The sequence below is a fragment of the Ruegeria sp. HKCCD6157 genome, from assembly GCF_013110685.1.
GTDB lineage: Bacteria > Pseudomonadota > Alphaproteobacteria > Rhodobacterales > Rhodobacteraceae > Ruegeria.
Genome location: NZ_WVRB01000011.1, coordinates 15,204 through 33,213 on the forward strand (window position 1 = coordinate 15,204; position 18,010 = coordinate 33,213).

The 18,010-nt window shown below is 57.5% G+C and carries 21 protein-coding genes; 4 read left to right on the forward strand and 17 right to left on the reverse strand.

What is annotated here, in order from left to right; translation table 11 throughout:
- Window positions 1–210: 210 nt before the first annotated feature.
- From rplL to rplK, 5 genes are all read right to left on the reverse strand, one after another.
- Entirely contained in the window at window positions 211–588 is a 378-nt protein-coding gene (rplL, locus tag GS612_RS19640; protein ID WP_152459178.1) for a 50S ribosomal protein L7/L12, read from the reverse strand.
- Between the two features lie 79 nt (window positions 589–667).
- Entirely contained in the window at window positions 668–1,186 is a 519-nt protein-coding gene (gene rplJ / locus GS612_RS19645; RefSeq protein ID WP_152459179.1) for a 50S ribosomal protein L10, read from the reverse strand.
- 322 nt (window positions 1,187–1,508) lie between these two features.
- A complete protein-coding gene (locus GS612_RS19650) occupies window positions 1,509–2,267 on the reverse strand; it encodes a nuclear transport factor 2 family protein (RefSeq protein WP_152459923.1) in 759 nt (252 codons plus the stop codon).
- A 128-nt stretch (window positions 2,268–2,395) separates the two neighbouring features.
- Window positions 2,396–3,094, reverse strand: a complete 699-nt coding sequence (gene rplA / locus GS612_RS19655; RefSeq protein ID WP_171233857.1) for a 50S ribosomal protein L1 — start codon at window positions 3,092–3,094, stop codon at window positions 2,396–2,398.
- A gap of 1 nt (window position 3,095) precedes the next feature.
- Entirely contained in the window at window positions 3,096–3,545 is a 450-nt protein-coding gene (gene rplK, locus GS612_RS19660) for a 50S ribosomal protein L11 (protein ID WP_010440985.1), read from the reverse strand.
- Window positions 3,546–3,927: 382 nt separating this feature from the next.
- On the opposite strand from rplK, the gene GS612_RS19665 reads away from it, so the two are divergent.
- Window positions 3,928–5,157, forward strand: a complete 1,230-nt coding sequence (locus tag GS612_RS19665; protein WP_171172544.1) for a peptidoglycan-binding domain-containing protein — start codon at window positions 3,928–3,930, stop codon at window positions 5,155–5,157.
- A gap of 86 nt (window positions 5,158–5,243) precedes the next feature.
- On the opposite strand, the gene nusG is transcribed toward GS612_RS19665, so the two are convergent.
- The 6 genes from nusG to ccoG form a co-directional block, all read right to left on the reverse strand.
- Window positions 5,244–5,777, reverse strand: a complete 534-nt coding sequence (nusG, locus tag GS612_RS19670) for a transcription termination/antitermination protein NusG (RefSeq protein ID WP_152459924.1) — start codon at window positions 5,775–5,777, stop codon at window positions 5,244–5,246.
- A 199-nt stretch (window positions 5,778–5,976) separates the two neighbouring features.
- A complete protein-coding gene (secE, locus tag GS612_RS19675; protein WP_050605011.1) occupies window positions 5,977–6,174 on the reverse strand; it encodes a preprotein translocase subunit SecE in 198 nt (65 codons plus the stop codon).
- A 99-nt stretch (window positions 6,175–6,273) separates the two neighbouring features.
- Window positions 6,274–6,432 carry a cbb3-type cytochrome oxidase assembly protein CcoS gene (gene ccoS, locus GS612_RS19680; RefSeq protein ID WP_152459183.1) on the reverse strand — a complete coding sequence of 53 codons (159 nt, stop codon included), beginning with the start codon at window positions 6,430–6,432 and terminating at the stop codon, window positions 6,274–6,276.
- A gap of 5 nt (window positions 6,433–6,437) precedes the next feature.
- The gene (locus GS612_RS19685; RefSeq protein ID WP_171642604.1) at window positions 6,438–8,615 is read right to left on the reverse strand and encodes a heavy metal translocating P-type ATPase; all 2,178 of its coding nucleotides are present in this window, start codon (window positions 8,613–8,615) and stop codon (window positions 6,438–6,440) included.
- A gap of 2 nt (window positions 8,616–8,617) precedes the next feature.
- Complete coding sequence (locus GS612_RS19690; RefSeq protein ID WP_171638250.1) at window positions 8,618–9,076, reverse strand: FixH family protein; 459 nt, start codon at window positions 9,074–9,076, stop codon at window positions 8,618–8,620.
- 2 nt (window positions 9,077–9,078) lie between these two features.
- A complete protein-coding gene (gene ccoG / locus GS612_RS19695) occupies window positions 9,079–10,506 on the reverse strand; it encodes a cytochrome c oxidase accessory protein CcoG (RefSeq protein ID WP_171642606.1) in 1,428 nt (475 codons plus the stop codon).
- On the opposite strand from ccoG, the gene GS612_RS19700 reads away from it, so the two are divergent.
- Window positions 10,506–10,922 carry a hypothetical protein gene (locus GS612_RS19700; RefSeq protein WP_171642608.1) on the forward strand — a complete coding sequence of 139 codons (417 nt, stop codon included), beginning with the start codon at window positions 10,506–10,508 and terminating at the stop codon, window positions 10,920–10,922. The genes ccoG and GS612_RS19700 overlap by 1 nt on opposite strands.
- A gap of 3 nt (window positions 10,923–10,925) precedes the next feature.
- On the opposite strand, the gene ccoP is transcribed toward GS612_RS19700, so the two are convergent.
- The 4 genes from ccoP to ccoN are packed head-to-tail and all read right to left on the reverse strand — an operon-like array spanning window position 10,926 to window position 14,334.
- Window positions 10,926–11,789 (reverse strand): cytochrome-c oxidase, cbb3-type subunit III, encoded by an 864-nt coding sequence (gene ccoP, locus GS612_RS19705; RefSeq protein WP_171642610.1) that lies wholly within the window; start codon window positions 11,787–11,789, stop codon window positions 10,926–10,928.
- Complete coding sequence (locus tag GS612_RS19710) at window positions 11,786–11,971, reverse strand: CcoQ/FixQ family Cbb3-type cytochrome c oxidase assembly chaperone (RefSeq protein ID WP_050605006.1); 186 nt, start codon at window positions 11,969–11,971, stop codon at window positions 11,786–11,788. Before GS612_RS19710 ends, ccoP begins: the two co-directional genes overlap by 4 nt.
- Window positions 11,972–11,983: 12 nt before the next feature.
- On the reverse strand, window positions 11,984–12,712 hold the full coding sequence (ccoO, locus tag GS612_RS19715) for a cytochrome-c oxidase, cbb3-type subunit II (RefSeq protein ID WP_171642612.1): 729 nt from the start codon (window positions 12,710–12,712) through the stop codon (window positions 11,984–11,986).
- Between the two features lie 14 nt (window positions 12,713–12,726).
- Window positions 12,727–14,334, reverse strand: a complete 1,608-nt coding sequence (gene ccoN, locus GS612_RS19720; RefSeq protein ID WP_171642613.1) for a cytochrome-c oxidase, cbb3-type subunit I — start codon at window positions 14,332–14,334, stop codon at window positions 12,727–12,729.
- A 200-nt stretch (window positions 14,335–14,534) separates the two neighbouring features.
- Here ccoN and GS612_RS19725 point away from each other — a divergent pair, with 200 nt between their 5' ends.
- On the forward strand, window positions 14,535–15,374 hold the full coding sequence (locus GS612_RS19725) for a universal stress protein (RefSeq protein WP_171233862.1): 840 nt from the start codon (window positions 14,535–14,537) through the stop codon (window positions 15,372–15,374).
- Window positions 15,375–15,426: 52 nt separating this feature from the next.
- Here the strand turns inward: GS612_RS19725 and GS612_RS19730 are convergent, their stop codons facing one another.
- A complete protein-coding gene (locus GS612_RS19730) occupies window positions 15,427–15,681 on the reverse strand; it encodes a GlsB/YeaQ/YmgE family stress response membrane protein (protein ID WP_152459192.1) in 255 nt (84 codons plus the stop codon).
- A 70-nt stretch (window positions 15,682–15,751) separates the two neighbouring features.
- Window positions 15,752–16,495, reverse strand: coding sequence for a transcriptional regulator FnrL (gene fnrL, locus GS612_RS19735; protein WP_152459193.1), 744 nt, complete (start codon window positions 16,493–16,495; stop codon window positions 15,752–15,754).
- A 61-nt stretch (window positions 16,496–16,556) separates the two neighbouring features.
- On the opposite strand from fnrL, the gene hemN reads away from it, so the two are divergent.
- The gene (gene hemN / locus GS612_RS19740; RefSeq protein ID WP_171233864.1) at window positions 16,557–17,912 is read left to right on the forward strand and encodes an oxygen-independent coproporphyrinogen III oxidase; all 1,356 of its coding nucleotides are present in this window, start codon (window positions 16,557–16,559) and stop codon (window positions 17,910–17,912) included.
- The last annotated feature ends 98 nt before the right edge of the window (window positions 17,913–18,010 follow it).

Below are 18,010 nucleotides of genomic sequence, written 5' to 3' on the forward strand. Positions count from 1 at the left end.
CCGTCGGGCCCCGGCATCTTGCACAATCGAGACAACACGTCCGGATCAATTCATGGCCACCGTCCCGAAGGCGGCCTCCCGATCCGAAAACCGTGTCTTAGAAAACGCCTCGCGTCTTGAGGCCCTTTCTAAGACAGGTTCGGCTGGACCCGGATTTCTCCGGACCCAGCCAAATTTTTCGGCACATCAGCGATGCACCTGAGGATAAGCTTAGGCCAGTTCGACTTCGGCGCCAGCTGCTTCCAGCTTGGCTTTGACGTCTTCTGCTTCTGCTTTGTCCACGCCTTCTTTGATCTTGCCGCCGGCTTCGACCAGTTCCTTGGCTTCTTTCAGGCCCAGGCCGGTGATGCCGCGAACTTCTTTGATGACGTTGATTTTCGATGCGCCGGCGTTCTTCAGAACGACGTCGAATTCGGTTTTTTCTTCCTCGGCTGCGCCGCCGGCGTCGCCAGCTGCACCTGCGACCATTACGGCGCCGCCAGCTGCCGGCTCGATGCCGTATTCGTCTTTGAGGATGGTTTTCAGTTCTTGTGCTTCCAGCAGGGTCAGACCCACGATGCTTTCTGCGAGTGCTTTCAGATCAGCCATTTTATCAGCTCTTTCCGTTTACAGTGTGTGTTCCAACGTCAGGGCACATGCCCCACGCAGATCATTCAGTGCCAACCGCTTACGCAGCTTCCGCCTTCTCTTCGATGGTGGAAAGGATGCTTGCGATATTGCTTGCAGGTGCGCCAATCGCGCCGGCGATGTTCGAAGCAGGTGCGCCAATGCAGCCCACGATCGAAGCAATAAGCTCCTCGCGAGACGGCATTTTCGAAACAGCTTCGACGCCTTTGCGGTCCAGAGCGTTCTCGCCCATTGCACCGCCAAGGATTTCGAACTTTTTGTTCTCCTTGGCGAAGTCCTCGGCCACCTTGGCTGCTGCCACGGGGTCCTCGGAATAGGTCAGAACGGTCATCCCTGTCAGCAGGTCGGCCATGTTTGCACACGGCTTACCCTCAAGGGCGATTTTGGCGAGCCTGTTTTTGGCAACACGCACGGAACCGCCCGCTTCGCGTGCACGCGCGCGCAGGTCCTGCATCTCGGCAACTGTCAGACCGGCGTAGTGGGCAACCACTACGACGCCAGAGCTTTCGAAGATTTGGCCGAGTTCCTCGACCACTTTCTCTTTCTGGGCTCTATCCACAGTTCTCTCCAAGTTAGGGGCGAAATCTCACCCCGGCTCATATTTGCCGCAGCTTTCGCTCCGGCGTTCAGGTCCTTGTTACGGGATTGGCCAAAATGCGCCCGAGGGTGGGACCCCCAGAATTCTTTGGTCTTACCCGTCTCAGGCAGGGAATTAAGGGGCCGAACGGACCCACCCACCGTCTTGGACGAAACGAAACAAAGCGCACGACGAATCGCACGCTTTGTTCCGCAGGTCTTCTTAGGGCAGATGGAGGGGGTTTCCAAGGGGTAAATTGCACCCAATTCAGATCATACAGCACCCAAATTTCAAGGGCATCTTTTCAGAACTTCCCGTTGTCGTTTTTCCATTCCTCGCGCGGCGGAACCGCTTCGATGGTGCTCCAATGTTCGACGATCTGATCAGCGTCCCAACGATACAAATCATAAAAGCTGGAATGCACCCCATTTCTTTCCCCTTCACACACGCAAAGGACGAAATTTCCCTCTGCCAAAACCCGATGCAAATGCTTGTAGACAAATTTTGTCCCGCTTTCGTTTGTTCCTTCCAACACGTTCTTGAGCGCTACGATTCCGTCGGCCATGTCCGGATTGTGCTGTTTTAGATCCTCTGCAACAAAGTCCGCCAATCTGTCAAACCTGCGCTTTATCAGAACCTCTGTGACAAACATGCTGCTAGCGGCCCGGTTTTCTTCCGTCTTCTCCAGGTCCGTTACTTCGGTGTGGCCATCCAGCATTCCACGCCCAGAAAGGTTTGGACTGCGCAAGGGCTGAATGTTGTCCCAATGCTCTACGGCTTTGCCATCTTCGAACCGAAACACCTCAAACGCGGCGCGCAGGCTACTGAAATCGTACTCGATATGCGCAAAGGCAAAGTCGCCATCCTCGAAAACCCTTTTGAATGTAACCTTGGGTGAGGTTTTGGACAGCCTTGCGAACAGGTCGGCAATACCTTCGCTGCCTTCGTGAGTTTGAGGGTTGTGCTGGATGTACTTCTCTTCATTCACAACCGCTGCCGCCATGGCGTCACCGGTTTCCAATCCCTTAAGAAATCTTTGGAGGAGTTCGCGCTTAGTTTCCATAGCCATGGTCCGTTCGATTGCCAGAACTGAAATGCATGCGATTTATCTTCGCACCGAACCCGGCAAAATGAAAATCCCGGGCAGTTTGCACCACCCGGGATCAATTCTTTACATCAGATTTGTCTGGCTTACTCGCCCGAGGCCTCTGCTACATCAACGGTCACACCGGGGCCCATGGTCGAGCTCAGCGCGATTTTCTTCATATAGGTGCCTTTGGCACCTGACGGTTTCGCCTTGGCAACAGCCGAGACAAACGCGCGGACGTTTTCAGCCAGTTTGGCTTCGTCGAACGACGCTTTGCCAACACCGGCATGCACAACGCCGCCTTTTTCCGCCTTGAACTGAACTTCGCCACCCTTGGCTGCTTCCACGGCCGCTTTCACGTCCATGGTCACGGTGCCAACCTTGGGGTTCGGCATCAGGTTGCGGGGGCCCAGAACCTTACCCAGACGACCGACGATCGGCATCATGTCCGGGGTTGCGATGCAGCGATCAAATTCGATGGTGCCACCCTGAATGGTTTCCATCAGGTCTTCTGCGCCAACGATATCTGCGCCTGCTTCTTTTGCTTCGTCAGCCTTGGGGCCACGAGCGAATACAGCAACGCGCATCGCTTTACCGGTGCCGTTCGGCAGACCGACAACGCCACGAACCATCTGGTCTGCGTGACGAGTGTCAACGCCCAGGTTCATCGCGATTTCGATGGTCTCGTCGAATTTCGAGGTTGCGTTGGCTTTGACCAGGGCAACTGCTTCTTCGACCGACAGGTTTTCCTTGCCAGCGACAGCTTCGCGCGCAGCGCGGGTACGTTTACCGAGTTTTGCCATCTTACTTCACCTCGATGCCCATGGAGCGGGCCGAGCCCAGGATGATCTGCATTGCGCCTTCGACGTCGTTGGCGTTAAGATCTTTCATTTTGGCTTCGGCGATTTCGCGAACCTGCTTCGAGGTCACGGTTGCCACGGTCTCACGACCTGGGTTTTCCGCGCCGCGGGGACGGTTACGCTTGCCAACCGGCTTCAGACCAGCTGCTTTTTTCAGGTAATAAGACGCGGGCGGCGTCTTGATGTCCATGGTGAAGGACTTGTCCTGATAATAGGTGATCACGGTCGGGCACGGAGCGCCGGGCTCCATGTCTGCGGTCTTGGCGTTGAACGCCTTGCAGAATTCCATGATGTTGATACCGCGCTGACCCAGCGCCGGACCAACTGGCGGCGACGGGTTCGCCTGACCTGCAGGAACCTGCAGTTTCATTGTACCAGCAAGCTTCTTGGCCATTTGGTTTTCCTTTCAACTTGGGTGAAACGCGTCTCACCCAGATTATGTTGCGTGGTCCGGTTCGGGATCGCGACCCCGGCAACCTCCCACGAGAGAATCTCGCCCGAAGACGATAAAGGCGGCGTTTACATGGGATCAGGAGAGATGACAAGTGGTTGGTGCACCATTCGGGTTGTACCGAATCAAACCCTGAGAGGATTCTTGCTGCCTGCGTGATTACACGCGTGTCTCCTTGCAGTTTCGAATCCCTCTAACAATTTGCAAAGACGTGTAAAACCGCCGGTTTGCCGCCAATTGAACGCGACATTGGCGCTTGCTTCGCCACAACGCAGATGACCGTGCTATACTCCTTAAAAATTGTGATTATTGGTGGAGGTTAATTATGATACTTCGTTTAGCTTTAACTCTTGGCATCGCCTTTTCTCTTGCTGCTGCCATCCCTCAAACGGCACGGGCCGACGCTGGAGAGTTTCTTGGTGGTGCGGTCGTCGGCGGGATCGTTGGTTACGCAATCGGCAAGGACCAACAAAAGAAAAAATCTCAGAGAACAACTACATCGAACCGCACCTATCGGTCAGGTATTCCATCGACCACGCAAGGCGCGCAAACTCAGACCGCGCTCAATTACTTCGGGTACAATGCAGGACGGGTCGATGGTCAGGTGGGTCGCGGCACCCGGTCCGCAATCGAACGCTATCAGGCCTCGATGGGTTATCCTGTAAACGGCTATGATTTTCAGCCATATCAGTATGACTTTCTGATGCAAGCCTACTATTGGGCCACAAGCGGTGGACAGGCGACGACTCAACTTGCGGGCCAACCGCTTCTGATGGCGTATCGCCGTCAGGTGCAGACGGGATCTGCTTTGGCTACTGCCCCGCAAGCTCCGGCACAAGCCGCCCCGGCACAGCCTGTTCCGGTTGCGACACCGCAAGAACCTGAGCCGGAGACAACCGAAACAACGTCTGCCAGCCTGCCGAGCCTGTTTTCCGGCGGCACCGGAGGCCCGTCGCTGGCCAATCGCTGTAGCGGGGTCATGCTGCAAACATCTACCAATGGCGGTTATACGACCCTGGCGAACATGTCGGATCCCGACTTTGCGCTCAGCGAACAGTTCTGTCTTGCCCGCAGCTACGCGATGGCGCGCGGTGAAGATCTGATTCAGGATATCCAGGGGCTCACGCCGGATCAGGTGAGTGCTCAATGCGACTCGTATGGTGAAATGGTGGCGCCTCAGGTTGATGCTCTGTCTATCAACTCGAAAACTGAGGCTGAAACCCAGATGCGCAAGCTGGCGCTGGACTCGGGCCTCAGCCCCCAAGATCTTGCCGCGACAAGCAAGGTCTGCCTGGCGATTGGCTATCGTCAGGACAACATGGATGCTGCTCTTGGGTCTGCCCTGATGCTGGTCGCAATGGGTGAGCCCGCCTATGGCGAGCTGATTGGCCACCATCTGCGCGAAGGCTTCGGTGTGCAGAAACGTCGCGATCTTGCGATGCAGTGGTATGACGCGAGCCTGTCGGCACTGGATGCCGGATCGCAGGCTGTGTTCCTGCCTTCCCAGACCGACCGCCCGCAACTCTTGCGCGCGGCCATGGTTCAGGCGCAATAGGTCGATACGTTTTCAGCGAATACCCAAACAAAAAACGCCGCGTTGCCCTTGGCATCGCGGCGTTTCAATTCTCGGGGAATGTTTCCTCAGCTCTGCTTGGTGACCTGCGTGAAGTCCAGCTCGACCGGAGTTTCCCGGCCGAAGATCGAAACCGAAACCTTCAGCTTCTGGTTTTCGTCGTCCACACCTTCGACCATGCCGTCGAAATCTTCGAACGGGCCGTCGTTGACTTTGACCTTCTCACCGACCTCGAAGCTGATCATCAGCTTGGGCGCTTCTTCACCTTCCTGAACACGGTTCAGGATCTGGTTCACTTCGGCGTCGCGCATCGGCATCGGGCGGCCTTGCGGACCCAGGAAACCGGTGACGCGGTTGATCGAGTTGATCAGGTGGTACCCCTGATCCGACATTTCCATATGCACCAGAACGTAACCAGGCATAAAGCGGCGTTCGGTCGTGACCTTCTTGCCCCGGCGCACTTCGATCACCTCTTCAGTGGGCACCAGAACTTCGTCGATATCGTCCTCAAGGCCCTGTTCAGCCACCGACGTGCGGATCTGTTCTGCGATCTTCTTTTCGAAATTCGAAAGAACGCTGACCGAGTACCACCGTTTCGCCATGAACCTGTCGTCCTTGTTTGTCTTCGGGGCATCAAGCGTACCGGACACACCCGTCATTAAAATCTTGTCACGCCATCCGGAATAAAAAGCGGCGCGCAGCCCGAATCGCCACACGCCCATTCCGAATAGTACCGCGTCACCTACTCTGACATTGCCCGCAGCGCAAGGGGGCAGAGACGTTTCAGCGCGCTGATCCCGTCTAGCTGAAAGCACCCAGGATCAGTTGAAGACCACCCCGGATACCCAAATCGACCAAAGCGAAAAATACAGCCGTCAGCGCCGCCATGATGAAGACCATTACCGTGGTCAACAGCACCTCGCGCCGGGTCGGCCAGACGACCTTGGAGACTTCGGCACGGACTTGCTGAATGAACTGGATCGGATTGGTGGTGGCCATTTGGCGTGTTCTCTCTGCTAGCGGATGGGCCGGACATAGCCGGGCATTGCGGCAATTTCAAGGGCAGTTGGTTCAACTCTGCCTCTATGGGGCATTCGTTCAGGGTTTGGGTTTGTCATCCCATTCGTCGCTCAGGATCCGGCGCGCGTCACCTTCTGGGTCTTCGTACTGGTTCGTGCGAACGGTATATACGAAGGCCGCCAGACCAACGCCCCCCAGAAACAGGGAAATCGGGATCAGATAAGCAAGCACTTCCATTCAGGTTACCTCAGCCGCAGCGCGTTCAGGGACACGGTAATGGACGAGGTCGACATCGCCAAGGCCGCGATCAGCGGTGTCGCCAGTCCGATCACGGCCAGAGGAACGGCGATCACGTTGTAAACGGTTGCGATCTGGAAGTTTTCGCGAATGCGTCTGGTGGCTTTGACGGCCGTGTCACACGCATCCGCAATGGGCGAAAGATCATTGCCCAACAGCACGATATCCGACGCGACCCGCGCCGCATCCAGCGCAGAGGCCGGAGAGATCGACACATGCGCCGCGACCAAAGCGGCGGTATCGTTCAACCCGTCGCCAACCATCAGAACTTTGTGACCTTCATCGCTGAGATCCTGAATGCGTCTTGCCTTGTCCTGCGGCAAAGCCTCGGCGATCCAATCCGCAATTCCCAGTTTTTCGGCCAAGGCGCGCACCGCCCCCTGCGAATCCCCTGAAATCAAAAGTACACGCTTGCCCGAAGCACGCAGGGCGTCCACCGCCTCAGCGGCGCCCGGGCGCAACGCGTCCGAGAACCGGAAGGCCACGGGTGCGTCCTCGCCGATTGCCAGCCAGGCCGAAGTATCGGTGCCCTGATCCGCGCCGACCCAGGCCGCCCGCCCCAGACGAACACGTTGACCACGGAATTCGCCCTCGGTGCCATAACCGGGAACCTCGGCTATTCCCCGCACATTTGCTGGTTTGATCCCTGCCGCACGCGCCGCTTTTGCCAATGATACGGACAAGGGATGCGCAGAAGCCTCGGCCAGCGCCAGAGCGACCTCGATCTTGGCGCGTGCATGGTCTGCCAGATTGACCAGTTCGGGTGCGCCGGATGTCAGCGTGCCCGTCTTGTCGAATACAACCGTGTCAGCTTCGGACAGCCGCTCCAGTGCCGTGGCGTGCTTGATCAGCATTCCCTTGCGGAACAACCGGCCCGACGCGGCCGTGGTTACCGCTGGCACGGCCAGACCCAACGCACAGGGGCAGGTAATAATCAGAACAGCCGCCGCGATATTCAGCGCCGTGCGCAAGTCACCGGAATAGATGTACCACCCAACAAAGCTGAGCGCCGACAGAATGTGAACACCCGGCGCATACAGCTTGGCGGCCTTGTCGGCCAACGAGGTGTACCGGGACCGGCCAGACTCGGCAATGGCGACCAGATCAGCCATACGATGGAGCGACGTGTCTTCACCCACCGCCGTTGCCCGGATTGTCAACGGACCCGTCAGGTTGACTTCACCCGCGCTCACAACCTGCCCGGCTTCGGCAAAGACTGGCACCGTCTCACCCGTCAGAAGGGATCGATCCAGTTCGGACTGACCCGACACGATCTGGCCGTCCACGGGCATACGCCCACCCGGTCGCACAAGGATCAGATCACCGACGCGCAACTCGGCAACGGGAACTTCATCTTCAACCCCATCGGCGACACGAATGGCGCGGGGAACTTCCAACGCGGTCAATTCCTCGGCCGCAGATCGCGCCGCGGCACGGGTGCGGTAATCCAGATACCGTCCGGCCAGCAGAAAGAAGGTCAATGTCAGGGCTGCGTCGAAATAGGCATGCTCGCCGCTCAACGCGGTTTCCCACAGCGACGTGACCAGCGCCAACAGGATCGCCAGCACAATCGGCACATCCATATTCAGCCGTCGCACGCGCAGGGCGCTCCAGGCATTGGCAAAGAACGGCTGGGCCGAGAACGCAATGGCCGGCAGCGCAATGGCCGCTGAAATCCAGTGGAACATGTCCCGCGTTGCATCCGTCGCACCGGACCAAACCGACACCGACAGCAACATCACGTTCATGGATGCAAACCCGGCCACGGCCAGCCGCATCAAAAGATCACGCCCGGCCTTGTCTGTCTGCGTTGCGGACAAAGCCCCCGGATCAAGCTCGTGTGCTTCGAATCCTGCCTGTTCAAGCACCGGGATCAGATCGCTTGCACGCGTTTCCGGCGTGGCTTTGATCATCGCGCGTTTGAGCGTCAGGTTCACCCGGGCGTCTTCGACGCCGGGATACGCGTTCAGTTCACGCTCGACCGTCGCGATACAGGCCGAGCAATGAATACCCGGCAGAGACAAGGCGATCTGCACATCTTCCGGTATGGGCCGGGCCGGTTCTGCCGGGGCCGCAAGGCAGCCCGGACAGGCTGCTGTGCCGGATGAAAGCTGAGCCGTCATGCTTACCCCTTCACGTAAAGCGGGACGCGCTGCGAGAATTCGGCACCGTTTCCGTCACGCGCCACCAATCGGATGTTCCAATTGCCCTTGCCCAGTGTAGCAGGCGTGGCATAGGCTGTACCGTCGAACGTAAAATCCGGCACGAAGTCGTCGCGCACATGGGTTGCCCGGCCGACCACGGCCTGCAATTCGCTCACCTCAACCGGCGCACCGCTTTCGTCGGTGATGTGCAGGATCAGAAGGCCGCCTTTGGTTTCAGCCCGAACAGTCCAGCCCAGCGCTTGCTGCTCTTTCAGGCGTTCGTTGAACTCCTGACTGGCGACGTAGGAGTTCTTGACCTCCAGCCCGGGAAAGGTTTTCACCGCATTGTACGCCAGCACGAGGTTCACCGCGATGATCACGCCAAAAGCGCCGACAAACACGGCCAAAGCGTGCTTTCCGGTGAATTTACGTTCGGCCATAATCAGTTCCCTCGTCCGTTAAACGTGGTGTCCTTGTAGGCGCGTTCGCCGCTGCTGAGGTCTTCGACCCAGATCCGTACTGGTGTCGCCTCTGCTGCGGCCGGATCGCTATCGCGGGAGGCCACGATATATACACGGGTCAATTGTGCCGTATCCGCCGTAACATTCACAGTATCGATTTTGGTTCCCTCGATTTCCAGTCGCATCGCCGGATCGCCCGCCAAAGACAGTTTGAACAGACGGTCCTCACCGTGCTTATTGCGCAGACGAACGTCATAGGTGTTGCGGATTGTACCGTCCGACAGGGTGACGAAAGTGGGGTTGCGGACCGGTGCAACAGTCAGATCGATGTCAGAACGGATGAAGAGCGCAAACAACAGCCCGAACCCGACCAGCGCCCACAATGCGGTGTACATGATCGTACGCGGCCTCAGAATGTGCTTCCAGACATTCTTGGCGGGCTCGCCAGATCGCTCATGCTCTTCATCGCTCAGCGCCATGTAGTCGATCAGCCCTCGTGGCTTTCCGATCTTGGCCATCATGTCATCACACGCGTCGATGCAAAGGGCACAGGTGATGCATTCCAGCTGCTGGCCATCCCGAATATCGATTCCGACAGGGCAGACATTCACGCAGGCCATACAGTCGATGCAATCCCCCAATTCAGAATCGGCCGTCCGCTTGCCTTTGCCGCGCGGTTCACCCCGCCATTCGCGATAGCCGACAACCAGCGTGTCCTCATCCATCATCGCCGCCTGAATGCGCGGCCATGGGCAGGCATAGATACAGATCTGCTCGCGGGCGAACCCGCCGAAGAAGAAGGTTGTACCCGTCAGGATCAACATCGTCGTGTAGGCAACGGGATGCGCGTTGCCCGTCACAAGATCACGGGCCAGCGTAGGTGCATCCGCGAAATAGAACACCCAGGCACCACCTGTCGCCAAACCGATCAGAAACCAGACCGCCCATTTGGTGATCCGCAAGCGAGCCTTTCGGAAATCGAGCTTTTCCTGACGGTGCAGGCGCAGGCGGGCGTTTCTGTCTCCTTCAATCCACCGCTCGACCAGAATGAACAGGTCCGTCCAGACGGTTTGCGGGCATGCGTATCCGCACCAAACGCGACCCAGAGCGGACGTAAACAGGAACAGACCCAAACCTGCCATGATCAGCAGACCAGCGACAAAGTAGAATTCGTGCGGCCAGATCTCGATCCAGAAGAAATAAAAACGTCGATTTGCAAGATCCAGCAGGACAGCCTGATCAGGCAGGCTGGGGCCGCGATCCCATCTGATCCAGGGTGTCACATAGTAGATACCCAGTGTCACGATGAGGATGATCCATTTCAGGTTTCGAAACGGCCCCGAAACACGTCTTGGAAAAATCGGCTCACGCGCGGCGTAAAGGCTGGGGGCGGGATCGGAATCGCTCAATGGCTGGCTCCACAAATGGGTCTTCTGAAGACGTCTTGTTCCAGATCATGCCTAGGCGAACTTTGACATGGGTCAAAAAGCGCATCGAGCAAACATCTTTTGAATATCAGCCCATCTTGCCGGCGCTGGAAATCAGGTATTTTACCCGATTTTCAGCCCATTTTGGCGGAAAATCTACTTGTGGCGCGATACCAGTTGCACGTGGTACATGCAGTTTTCCAAGTGCCGACCAATTGTCGCAGCCCCGGGTCAGCCCTGCCCGGACGCGGGTGATCAGCCGTCGTTGCAAAGAACGGAATGGCAAAACAACAGGAATTCAGTGTAAAAAAGCACCGGCTGTTCAGGAAACGCGCGAACAGATGGAACAGCCGGTGCTACAGCCTTCGGGCGGCCAACCGCCCGAAGGTGCCCTCTAGGTCTTACTGGCCACCACCCAACTGGTGGACATAGGCGGAAACCGCACGGATCTGCGCCTCGGTCAGTCGGGTATCCCAGGGCGGCATGACACCAAAGCGGCTGTAAGTCACTGTTTCGGTCAGAGCTTCTTCGCTACCGCCATAAAGCCAGATCGCGTCGGTCAGGTTCGGCGCCCCTTGGAAGATGTCACCTTTGCCATCTTCACCATGGCAGGACGCGCAGTTGTCTTCGAAGACAACCTTGCCCGCCTGTGCCGCCGCGTCATCAGTCTGAGCGTTGCTCAGCGACATGACATACTGAACCACCTGCGTGATTTCGTCATGCTCCAGGATTTCACCGAAGGCAGGCATCTCGGAATAGCGCGCATCGTCGCTTTCTTCGTTCCGGATACCATAGCTGACGGTGTAGACGATATCTTCCATCGTACCACCCCACAGCCAGGCGTCATCCAGCAGGTTCGGGAAACCCGGCGCGCCCTGTGCACCGGAACCGTGGCACTGTGCGCACCAGGTACGGAACACGGCACCGCCAGAGTTCACGGCATATTGCTGAAGCTCAGCGTCCTTCGCGATGTCTTCCAGCGGTGTTTCCACCAGTTTGGCGTTCCAGGGTGCGTTTGCCTCTTCGAATGCGACCATCTCCTGCTGGACCAAAGCCCGTGAAGACCAGCCCATGACGCCGGCGGTTGCCGACTGCACCAGGGGCCATGCTGGATACATGATCGTGTAGATCACGCCCCAGAAGATAGTGGCGTAGAAGGTCCATAGCCACCAGCGCGGCATCGGGTTGTCGAACTCTTCGATCCCGTCCCAGCTGTGCCCGGTTGTGTTCGGATCACCCGGCTGTTTTTCAGGTGTCTTGCTCATTGCCGCGCCTCCTTGGATGTGGCGGGTTTGTCTTGATGCCGGAAGGGGATGTTGGCGGTGTCCTTGTATTCCTTGCTGGCACCGGGGCGGAAAACCCAGATGACGATACCAACGAAGAAGGCGAACAACAGCAGCAGCATCCAGCTATCCGCGAACTGCCTGAGGATTGTGTATTCTTCCATCACGATCCTCCTTTAGCGGCTTGCGTCCGGGGTGAAGGTCGAGAAATCGACCAACGTGCCCAGCATCTGAAGATAGGCAACCAACGCATCAGCTTCGGTCAAATCGGGCTGGCCGTCGAAGTTGCGCACGTTGACCTTGTCGCCATAGCGCTCCAGCAGCCCGTCATAGTCGCTGTCCGGGTCAGCCTGAGCGAGGAAGTCGGCTTGTGCGTTTTCCAGCATCTCTTCGGAATAAGGCGTCCCGACCAGAGCATTGGCGGCCATCACATCACCGATGTACTTGCCGTCAATTTTGCGATGTTCAAGGAAGCCGTATTTCGGCATCACCGATTCAGGCACAACGGATTGCGGATCCCGCAGGTGGTCGACATGCCATTGGTCAGAATAGCGGCCACCGACACGCGCCAGATCCGGTCCGGTCCGTTTGGACCCCCACTGGAACGGGTGATCGTACATCGATTCCGCCGCCAGCGAGTAGTGGCCATAGCGTTCGACCTCATCCCGCATCGGGCGGATCATCTGGCTGTGGCAGACATAGCAGCCTTCGCGGATATAGATCTCGCGCCCCGCCATTTCCAAGGGGGTATAAGGGCGCATGCCCTCCACCTTTTCGATCGTGTTCTCAAGATAGAACAGCGGGGTGATCTGAACGATGCCACCGATGGTCACGACCAGAAAGCTGAAGATCAGCAGGAGGGTCGCGTTGGTCTCGAGGATCTTGTGTTTGTCGAGAATTGCCATTGCTCCGGCCCTCCTTATTCAGCCGGGACCGCGACGGTCAGGCTGGCCTCTTTGGCCGGTGCCTTCCGCACAGTCATCCACAGGTTGTAGCACATGATCAGCGAACCGGCGACGAACATCACGCCACCCAGAGCACGCACCACATACATCGGGAACTTGGCAGCCACGGTGTCGGCGAACGAGTTCACCAGGAAGCCGTTGGCATCCACTTCGCGCCACATCAGGCCTTCCATGATACCGGTGACCCACATCGACGCGGCGTAAAGCACGATACCTATGGTGGCGAGCCAGAAGTGCCAGCTGACCATTTGCAGCGAGTACAGACGCTCACGCTTCCACAGGACGGGCACCAGGAAGTACAGCGCACCGAAGGTGATCATACCGTTCCAGCCCAGCGCGCCCGAGTGCACGTGACCAATGGTCCAGTCAGTGTAGTGCGACAGCGAGTTCACCGCGCGGATCGACATCATCGGGCCTTCGAAGGTGGACATGCCGTAGAAGCCGACCGAGATCACCATCATCCGGATCACCGGGTCAGTGCGCAGCTTGTCCCATGCGCCCGACAGGGTCATCAGACCGTTGATCATACCACCCCAGGATGGCATCCACAGGACCACCGAGAACACCATGCCCAGCGTCGAAGCCCAGTCAGGCAGCGCGGTATAGTGCAGGTGGTGAGGACCAGCCCAGATATACAGGAAGATCAGTGCCCAGAAGTGGATGATCGACAGCTTGTACGAGAATACAGGGCGTTCGGCCTGTTTCGGGATGAAATAGTACATCATGCCCAGGAAGCCGGCAGTCAGGAAGAATCCCACCGCGTTGTGGCCGTACCACCACTGGATCATGGCGTCTTGTACGCCCGACCAGACGATGACCGATTTCGAACCCCAGATGCTGACAGGAACGGTCATGTTGTTGACCAGGTGCAGCATCGCAACGGTGACGATAAAGGCCAGGTAGAACCAGTTGGCCACATAGATATGCGGCTCTTTCCGCTTGACGATCGTGCCCAGGAACACGGCTAGGTAGGCGACCCAGACAATGGTCAGCCACAGATCGACATACCATTCAGGCTCGGCATATTCCTTGGACTGCGTTCCGCCCAGAACATAGCCCGTCGCCGCCAGCACGATGAAGAGCTGATAGCCCCAGAAAACGAACCAGGCCAGATTGCCGCCCCAAAGACGCGCGGCGCTGGTACGTTGAACGACGTAGAACGACGTTGCGATCAGCGCGTTGCCACCAAAGGCAAAAATCACTGCCGACGTATGCAGCGGACGCAAACGACCGAAATTCAGATACCCCTGTGCCCATTCAAAGTTCAGCACCGGAAAGGCGAGCTGAAACGCGATGAAGGTCCCTGCCAGAAACCCGATCACGCCCCAGAAGGCGGTTGCGATCACGCCATAGCGGATCACGTCATCCATGTATTCGCCCGAGCGATCGACTAGAATATCTGGCTCGTCAGTGTTTCGAAGCGTCCAGATAAACAGGCCACCGGCGATAAGCATCACCAGCAGTGCATGTACCTGATACGCCAAATCGCGTGCATAATTGGTTCCGATCGCTGCAAACAGCGCGATCAGACCAAGCACGATCAGCTTGATGTAATTCGACATATTGCGTCCCTTTGCCATGCCCCGCGCGTTTTTGATTCTTGTACGCGCGAAACCCATTTGACTGGCTGCCGTTCTGAAGCACGGCAGCTGTTACTGCTTTGATCTGTATCAAGACAGTTCTGCGTTTTCTGTGACACGCATTGTAGAGGAAATAGGCCGACTGGTCACATGAGACCAAATGCCCGAATCATGAGGTCGCAATGACTTACAAATCACTACTCACTGTCATGACCGAAACGCAGACGGCACCCGCCGCTCTGGCGCAGATGGTGGCCCTGGCAGAATCGCAGGATGCACATGCCGAAGCCCTGTGCCTTGGCGTCGATCGCAGTCAGACAGGTTATTACTATGCGGGTGCCAACGCGCTTATCGTTCAGGAAACACTGAGCCGGGCCAATGCCGAGGCCCAGGAGCTGTTGAACTTTGCCAATGACTACCTTGGCAAGTCCGGCGTTCGTTGGTCCGCCGAGCACGGCGTCGCGCAGATCGCCGATATCGGACGCCATGTTGCGCATAGGGCACGGTTTTCCGATCTGGTGGTCCTGCCGCACCCTTATGGCAAAGACCGCGGTGCCGAGGCCGAGCCGATCATCGAAGCCGCCATGTTCGAAGGGCATTGCCCGGTTCTGGTCGTACCGGACGACGTCGAGCCGCTGTCGGTGCCGCGCAATATCATGATAGGTTGGAACGAAAGCGTAGAGGCCATGTGCGCCATTCGTCACGCCCTGCCCTTCCTGAAACAGGCCGAGCTGGTCCGAATCGTGGTCATCGATCCGCCCCGCCATGGGCCGGACCGGTCTGATCCGGGCGGAATGCTGTCACAGATGCTGGCCCGACACGGGGTCAAATGTGAGATTGATGTGCTGAGCAAAAGCATGACGCGCGTGTCGGATATTCTCAACCGTCACGCATCCGATACAGAATCGGATCTGATCGTCATGGGCGCTTACGGTCATTCCCGTTTTCGCGAGGCCATTCTGGGCGGCGCAACCCGCAACATGCTGGAGCAGTCTACCGTACCGGTATTCCTGGCCCATTGATCCGCCCTTCAAAAGCCGCCCGACGTGGCGGCTTTTGTCATCCTCTCTTTTGTCATCCTCTGCGGATCAGGCCTATCAGGAACAACAGGATCACAGCACCTGCTGTTGCGAAGAGGATAGATGACAGCAGGCCGCCGCCAACGGCGAATCCAAGCGCCGGAAAAATCAACCCCGCCAGAAACGCACCTACGATTCCGACAACTATGTTTCCGAAAAGACCAAAACCCCTGCCCTCCATGATCTTTCCGGAAAGCCAACCGGCGATTGCGCCGACCAAAAGCATTGCCAACAAACTGGTAAATTCCATGCCGAGCTCCTGAATTAGATATCTCGCGAAAAAGACTGCGGCGGCTGTTCGTGGTCAAAAGCCGATTACGTCAGACCGGAAAGCCGCCATCCGAATCGTCACCTGCCTCTTCCATCAGGCGGCCCAGATCGGGGATGGTCACGTGTCGCTTTCCTTCAAGTGTGATCACCCCGTCTTTTTTCAAAGCTGATATCTGGCGACTGACCGTTTCCAATGTCAAACCCAGGTAATCCGCCATTGCTTCTCGGGTCAGGGGCAGGTCGAACACGATAGATCCAGTCAGACCCTTTTGGCTGACCGAAGCGTCCCGGCGCGCAATGATCGACAGCAGGCTGGCAATCTTCTCACGCGCCGTTTTGCGCCCCAGAACCAGCATCCACTCGCGGGCGGCATCAAGCTCGTCCAAAGTCATCTGCAAAAGACGATGGGCGATATGCGGGGTGTGGTCCATCAACTCTTCGAACGGTTTCTTGCGGAAACAGCACATCACGACATCCGTCGTGGCCTGAACATCATAGGGCGCAGTATCGCGACCCGGGCGGCCAACGAAGTCGCTTGGCAGCAGCAGACCAACCATTTGGGTGCGGCCATCTTCCATTGTCTGAGTCAACGACGCGATACCAGCCACAACCGAGCCGACAAAACTCATCTGATCCCCAGACCAGATGATCGTCTGACCCGCCTCAAAACTGCGGTAATATTTAATGCTTTCAAGCTCTTCCAGCTCATCGGCATCACAACGGGCGCAGACGGCGCGATGACGAATCGGGCAATCTCCGCAATTTGAATGGTCAAATTGTGCTTTTACTGTCATGCGCGTTCCCACTTGATCTCCATCAAAGCACCTGTGTCGCCTGTCGCATAAAGGTATCGCCATGATAGTGAAACCACAATTGGCAAAGCTTGGACTTTTTGACGCGAAAGTACCGCGTTACACAAGCTACCCCACCGCCCCCCACTTCAGCAACGACGTGGGATCAGACATGTTCGGCGACTGGATTTCCGGGATCAAACCCGGCAGTGCAATTTCGCTGTACATTCATGTCCCATTCTGCCGCAGGCTATGCTGGTTCTGCGCCTGCAGGACACAAGGGACACAAACCGACAATCCGGTAATCGCCTATGTCGATGTTCTGAAGGCCGAACTGGACCTTCTGGCCGCACGTCTGCCTGAGGGTGTGGTTCTGTCGCGCCTGCACTGGGGCGGCGGCACACCAACATTGCTGAACGCCCAATTGATGCGCGAATTGGCGCAACACATCCTGGGTATCGTGCCCATGGGGCCGAATGCCGAATTCTCGGTCGAGATCGATCCGAACGAGATTGACGAGGCGCGTTTGGATGCGCTGGCAGACGCGGGCATGAACCGCGCCTCGATCGGGGTGCAGGATTTCGATGACGAAATCCAAAAAACCATAGGCCGTATTCAAAGCTATGACACCACGCGCGACGCTATTGACATGATCCGTGAACGTGGCATCACCAGCCTGAATGCGGATATCCTTTACGGTCTGCCACATCAGACCAAGGCGCGCATGACGGAAAGCGTGCAGAAACTCCTGTCGCTCAACCCGGATCGCGTGGCACTCTACGGTTATGCCCACGTGCCTTGGATGGCCAAGCGGCAGCAGCTGATTCCGTCGGACGCCCTGCCCACACCGGAACAGCGCCTTGAACTGTTCGACACGGCCCGACGTTTGTTCCTTTGGGACAATTATGCCGAGATCGGCATCGACCATTTCGCCACTCAGGATGACGGTCTGACCCACGCTTTGCGCGCGGGTCGCCTCAAGCGGAACTTCCAGGGTTACACCGACGATCAGGCCGATGTTCTGATTGGTGTCGGGGCCAGCTCGATCTCTCGTTTCCCGCAAGGTTACGCGCAGAACGCTCCGGCCACCTCTGCCCATACCAAAGCCATTCGCGATGGGCAGTTTTCGACATCCCGAGGGCACCTTTTCAAAGGTCAGGACATTCTGCGTGCCCGCCTGATCGAGGCATTGATGTGCGATTTCAAGATCGACTCGGCGGAAATCCTGCGGGATCACGATATTTCGGCCTCTGACCTGGACGAGATGTACCGCGCAGCCAACGCATCTTTCGACGGGATGCTGCAAATCACCGAAGCCGGGCTTTTCATACCGCCCGAAGCGCGGGCGCTGACCCGGATGATCGCCCGCAGCTTTGACGCCTATGACCTAAGCAAAGCCGGGCACAGCTCGGCCATCTGACCCTTTTTCGGCGGGCAACTTTCGGCCCGTGACGCGCAAAACACATCAGGGGCTTGACGCACGCCTGCGGTTTTTCCCACACTCATGCTGTGGGGCGG

What these genes read in the sequence shown, in the direction of transcription:
- hemN (WP_171233864.1), top strand. Translation starts at nt 16,557, where the DNA reads ATGATAGTGAAACCACAATTGGCAAAGCTTGGACTTTTTGACGCGAAA.
- ccoO (WP_171642612.1), bottom strand. Translation starts at nt 12,712, where the DNA reads ATGGCAATTCTCGACAAACACAAGATCCTCGAGACCAACGCGACCCTC.
- GS612_RS19665 (WP_171172544.1), top strand. Translation starts at nt 3,928, where the DNA reads ATGATACTTCGTTTAGCTTTAACTCTTGGCATCGCCTTTTCTCTTGCT.
- rplK (WP_010440985.1), bottom strand. Translation starts at nt 3,545, where the DNA reads ATGGCCAAGAAGCTTGCTGGTACAATGAAACTGCAGGTTCCTGCAGGT.
- nusG (WP_152459924.1), bottom strand. Translation starts at nt 5,777, where the DNA reads ATGGCGAAACGGTGGTACTCGGTCAGCGTTCTTTCGAATTTCGAAAAG.
- secE (WP_050605011.1), bottom strand. Translation starts at nt 6,174, where the DNA reads ATGGCCACCACCAATCCGATCCAGTTCATTCAGCAAGTCCGTGCCGAA.
- ccoS (WP_152459183.1), bottom strand. Translation starts at nt 6,432, where the DNA reads ATGGAAGTGCTTGCTTATCTGATCCCGATTTCCCTGTTTCTGGGGGGC.
- ccoN (WP_171642613.1), bottom strand. Translation starts at nt 14,334, where the DNA reads ATGTCGAATTACATCAAGCTGATCGTGCTTGGTCTGATCGCGCTGTTT.
- rplL (WP_152459178.1), bottom strand. Translation starts at nt 588, where the DNA reads ATGGCTGATCTGAAAGCACTCGCAGAAAGCATCGTGGGTCTGACCCTG.
- ccoP (WP_171642610.1), bottom strand. Translation starts at nt 11,789, where the DNA reads ATGAGCAAGACACCTGAAAAACAGCCGGGTGATCCGAACACAACCGGG.
- GS612_RS19730 (WP_152459192.1), bottom strand. Translation starts at nt 15,681, where the DNA reads ATGGAATTTACCAGTTTGTTGGCAATGCTTTTGGTCGGCGCAATCGCC.
- GS612_RS19725 (WP_171233862.1), top strand. Translation starts at nt 14,535, where the DNA reads ATGACTTACAAATCACTACTCACTGTCATGACCGAAACGCAGACGGCA.
- GS612_RS19690 (WP_171638250.1), bottom strand. Translation starts at nt 9,076, where the DNA reads ATGGCCGAACGTAAATTCACCGGAAAGCACGCTTTGGCCGTGTTTGTC.
- GS612_RS19650 (WP_152459923.1), bottom strand. Translation starts at nt 2,267, where the DNA reads ATGGAAACTAAGCGCGAACTCCTCCAAAGATTTCTTAAGGGATTGGAA.
- GS612_RS19685 (WP_171642604.1), bottom strand. Translation starts at nt 8,615, where the DNA reads ATGACGGCTCAGCTTTCATCCGGCACAGCAGCCTGTCCGGGCTGCCTT.
- GS612_RS19700 (WP_171642608.1), top strand. Translation starts at nt 10,506, where the DNA reads ATGGCTGGCTCCACAAATGGGTCTTCTGAAGACGTCTTGTTCCAGATC.
- GS612_RS19710 (WP_050605006.1), bottom strand. Translation starts at nt 11,971, where the DNA reads ATGGAAGAATACACAATCCTCAGGCAGTTCGCGGATAGCTGGATGCTG.
- rplA (WP_171233857.1), bottom strand. Translation starts at nt 3,094, where the DNA reads ATGGCAAAACTCGGTAAACGTACCCGCGCTGCGCGCGAAGCTGTCGCT.
- fnrL (WP_152459193.1), bottom strand. Translation starts at nt 16,495, where the DNA reads ATGACAGTAAAAGCACAATTTGACCATTCAAATTGCGGAGATTGCCCG.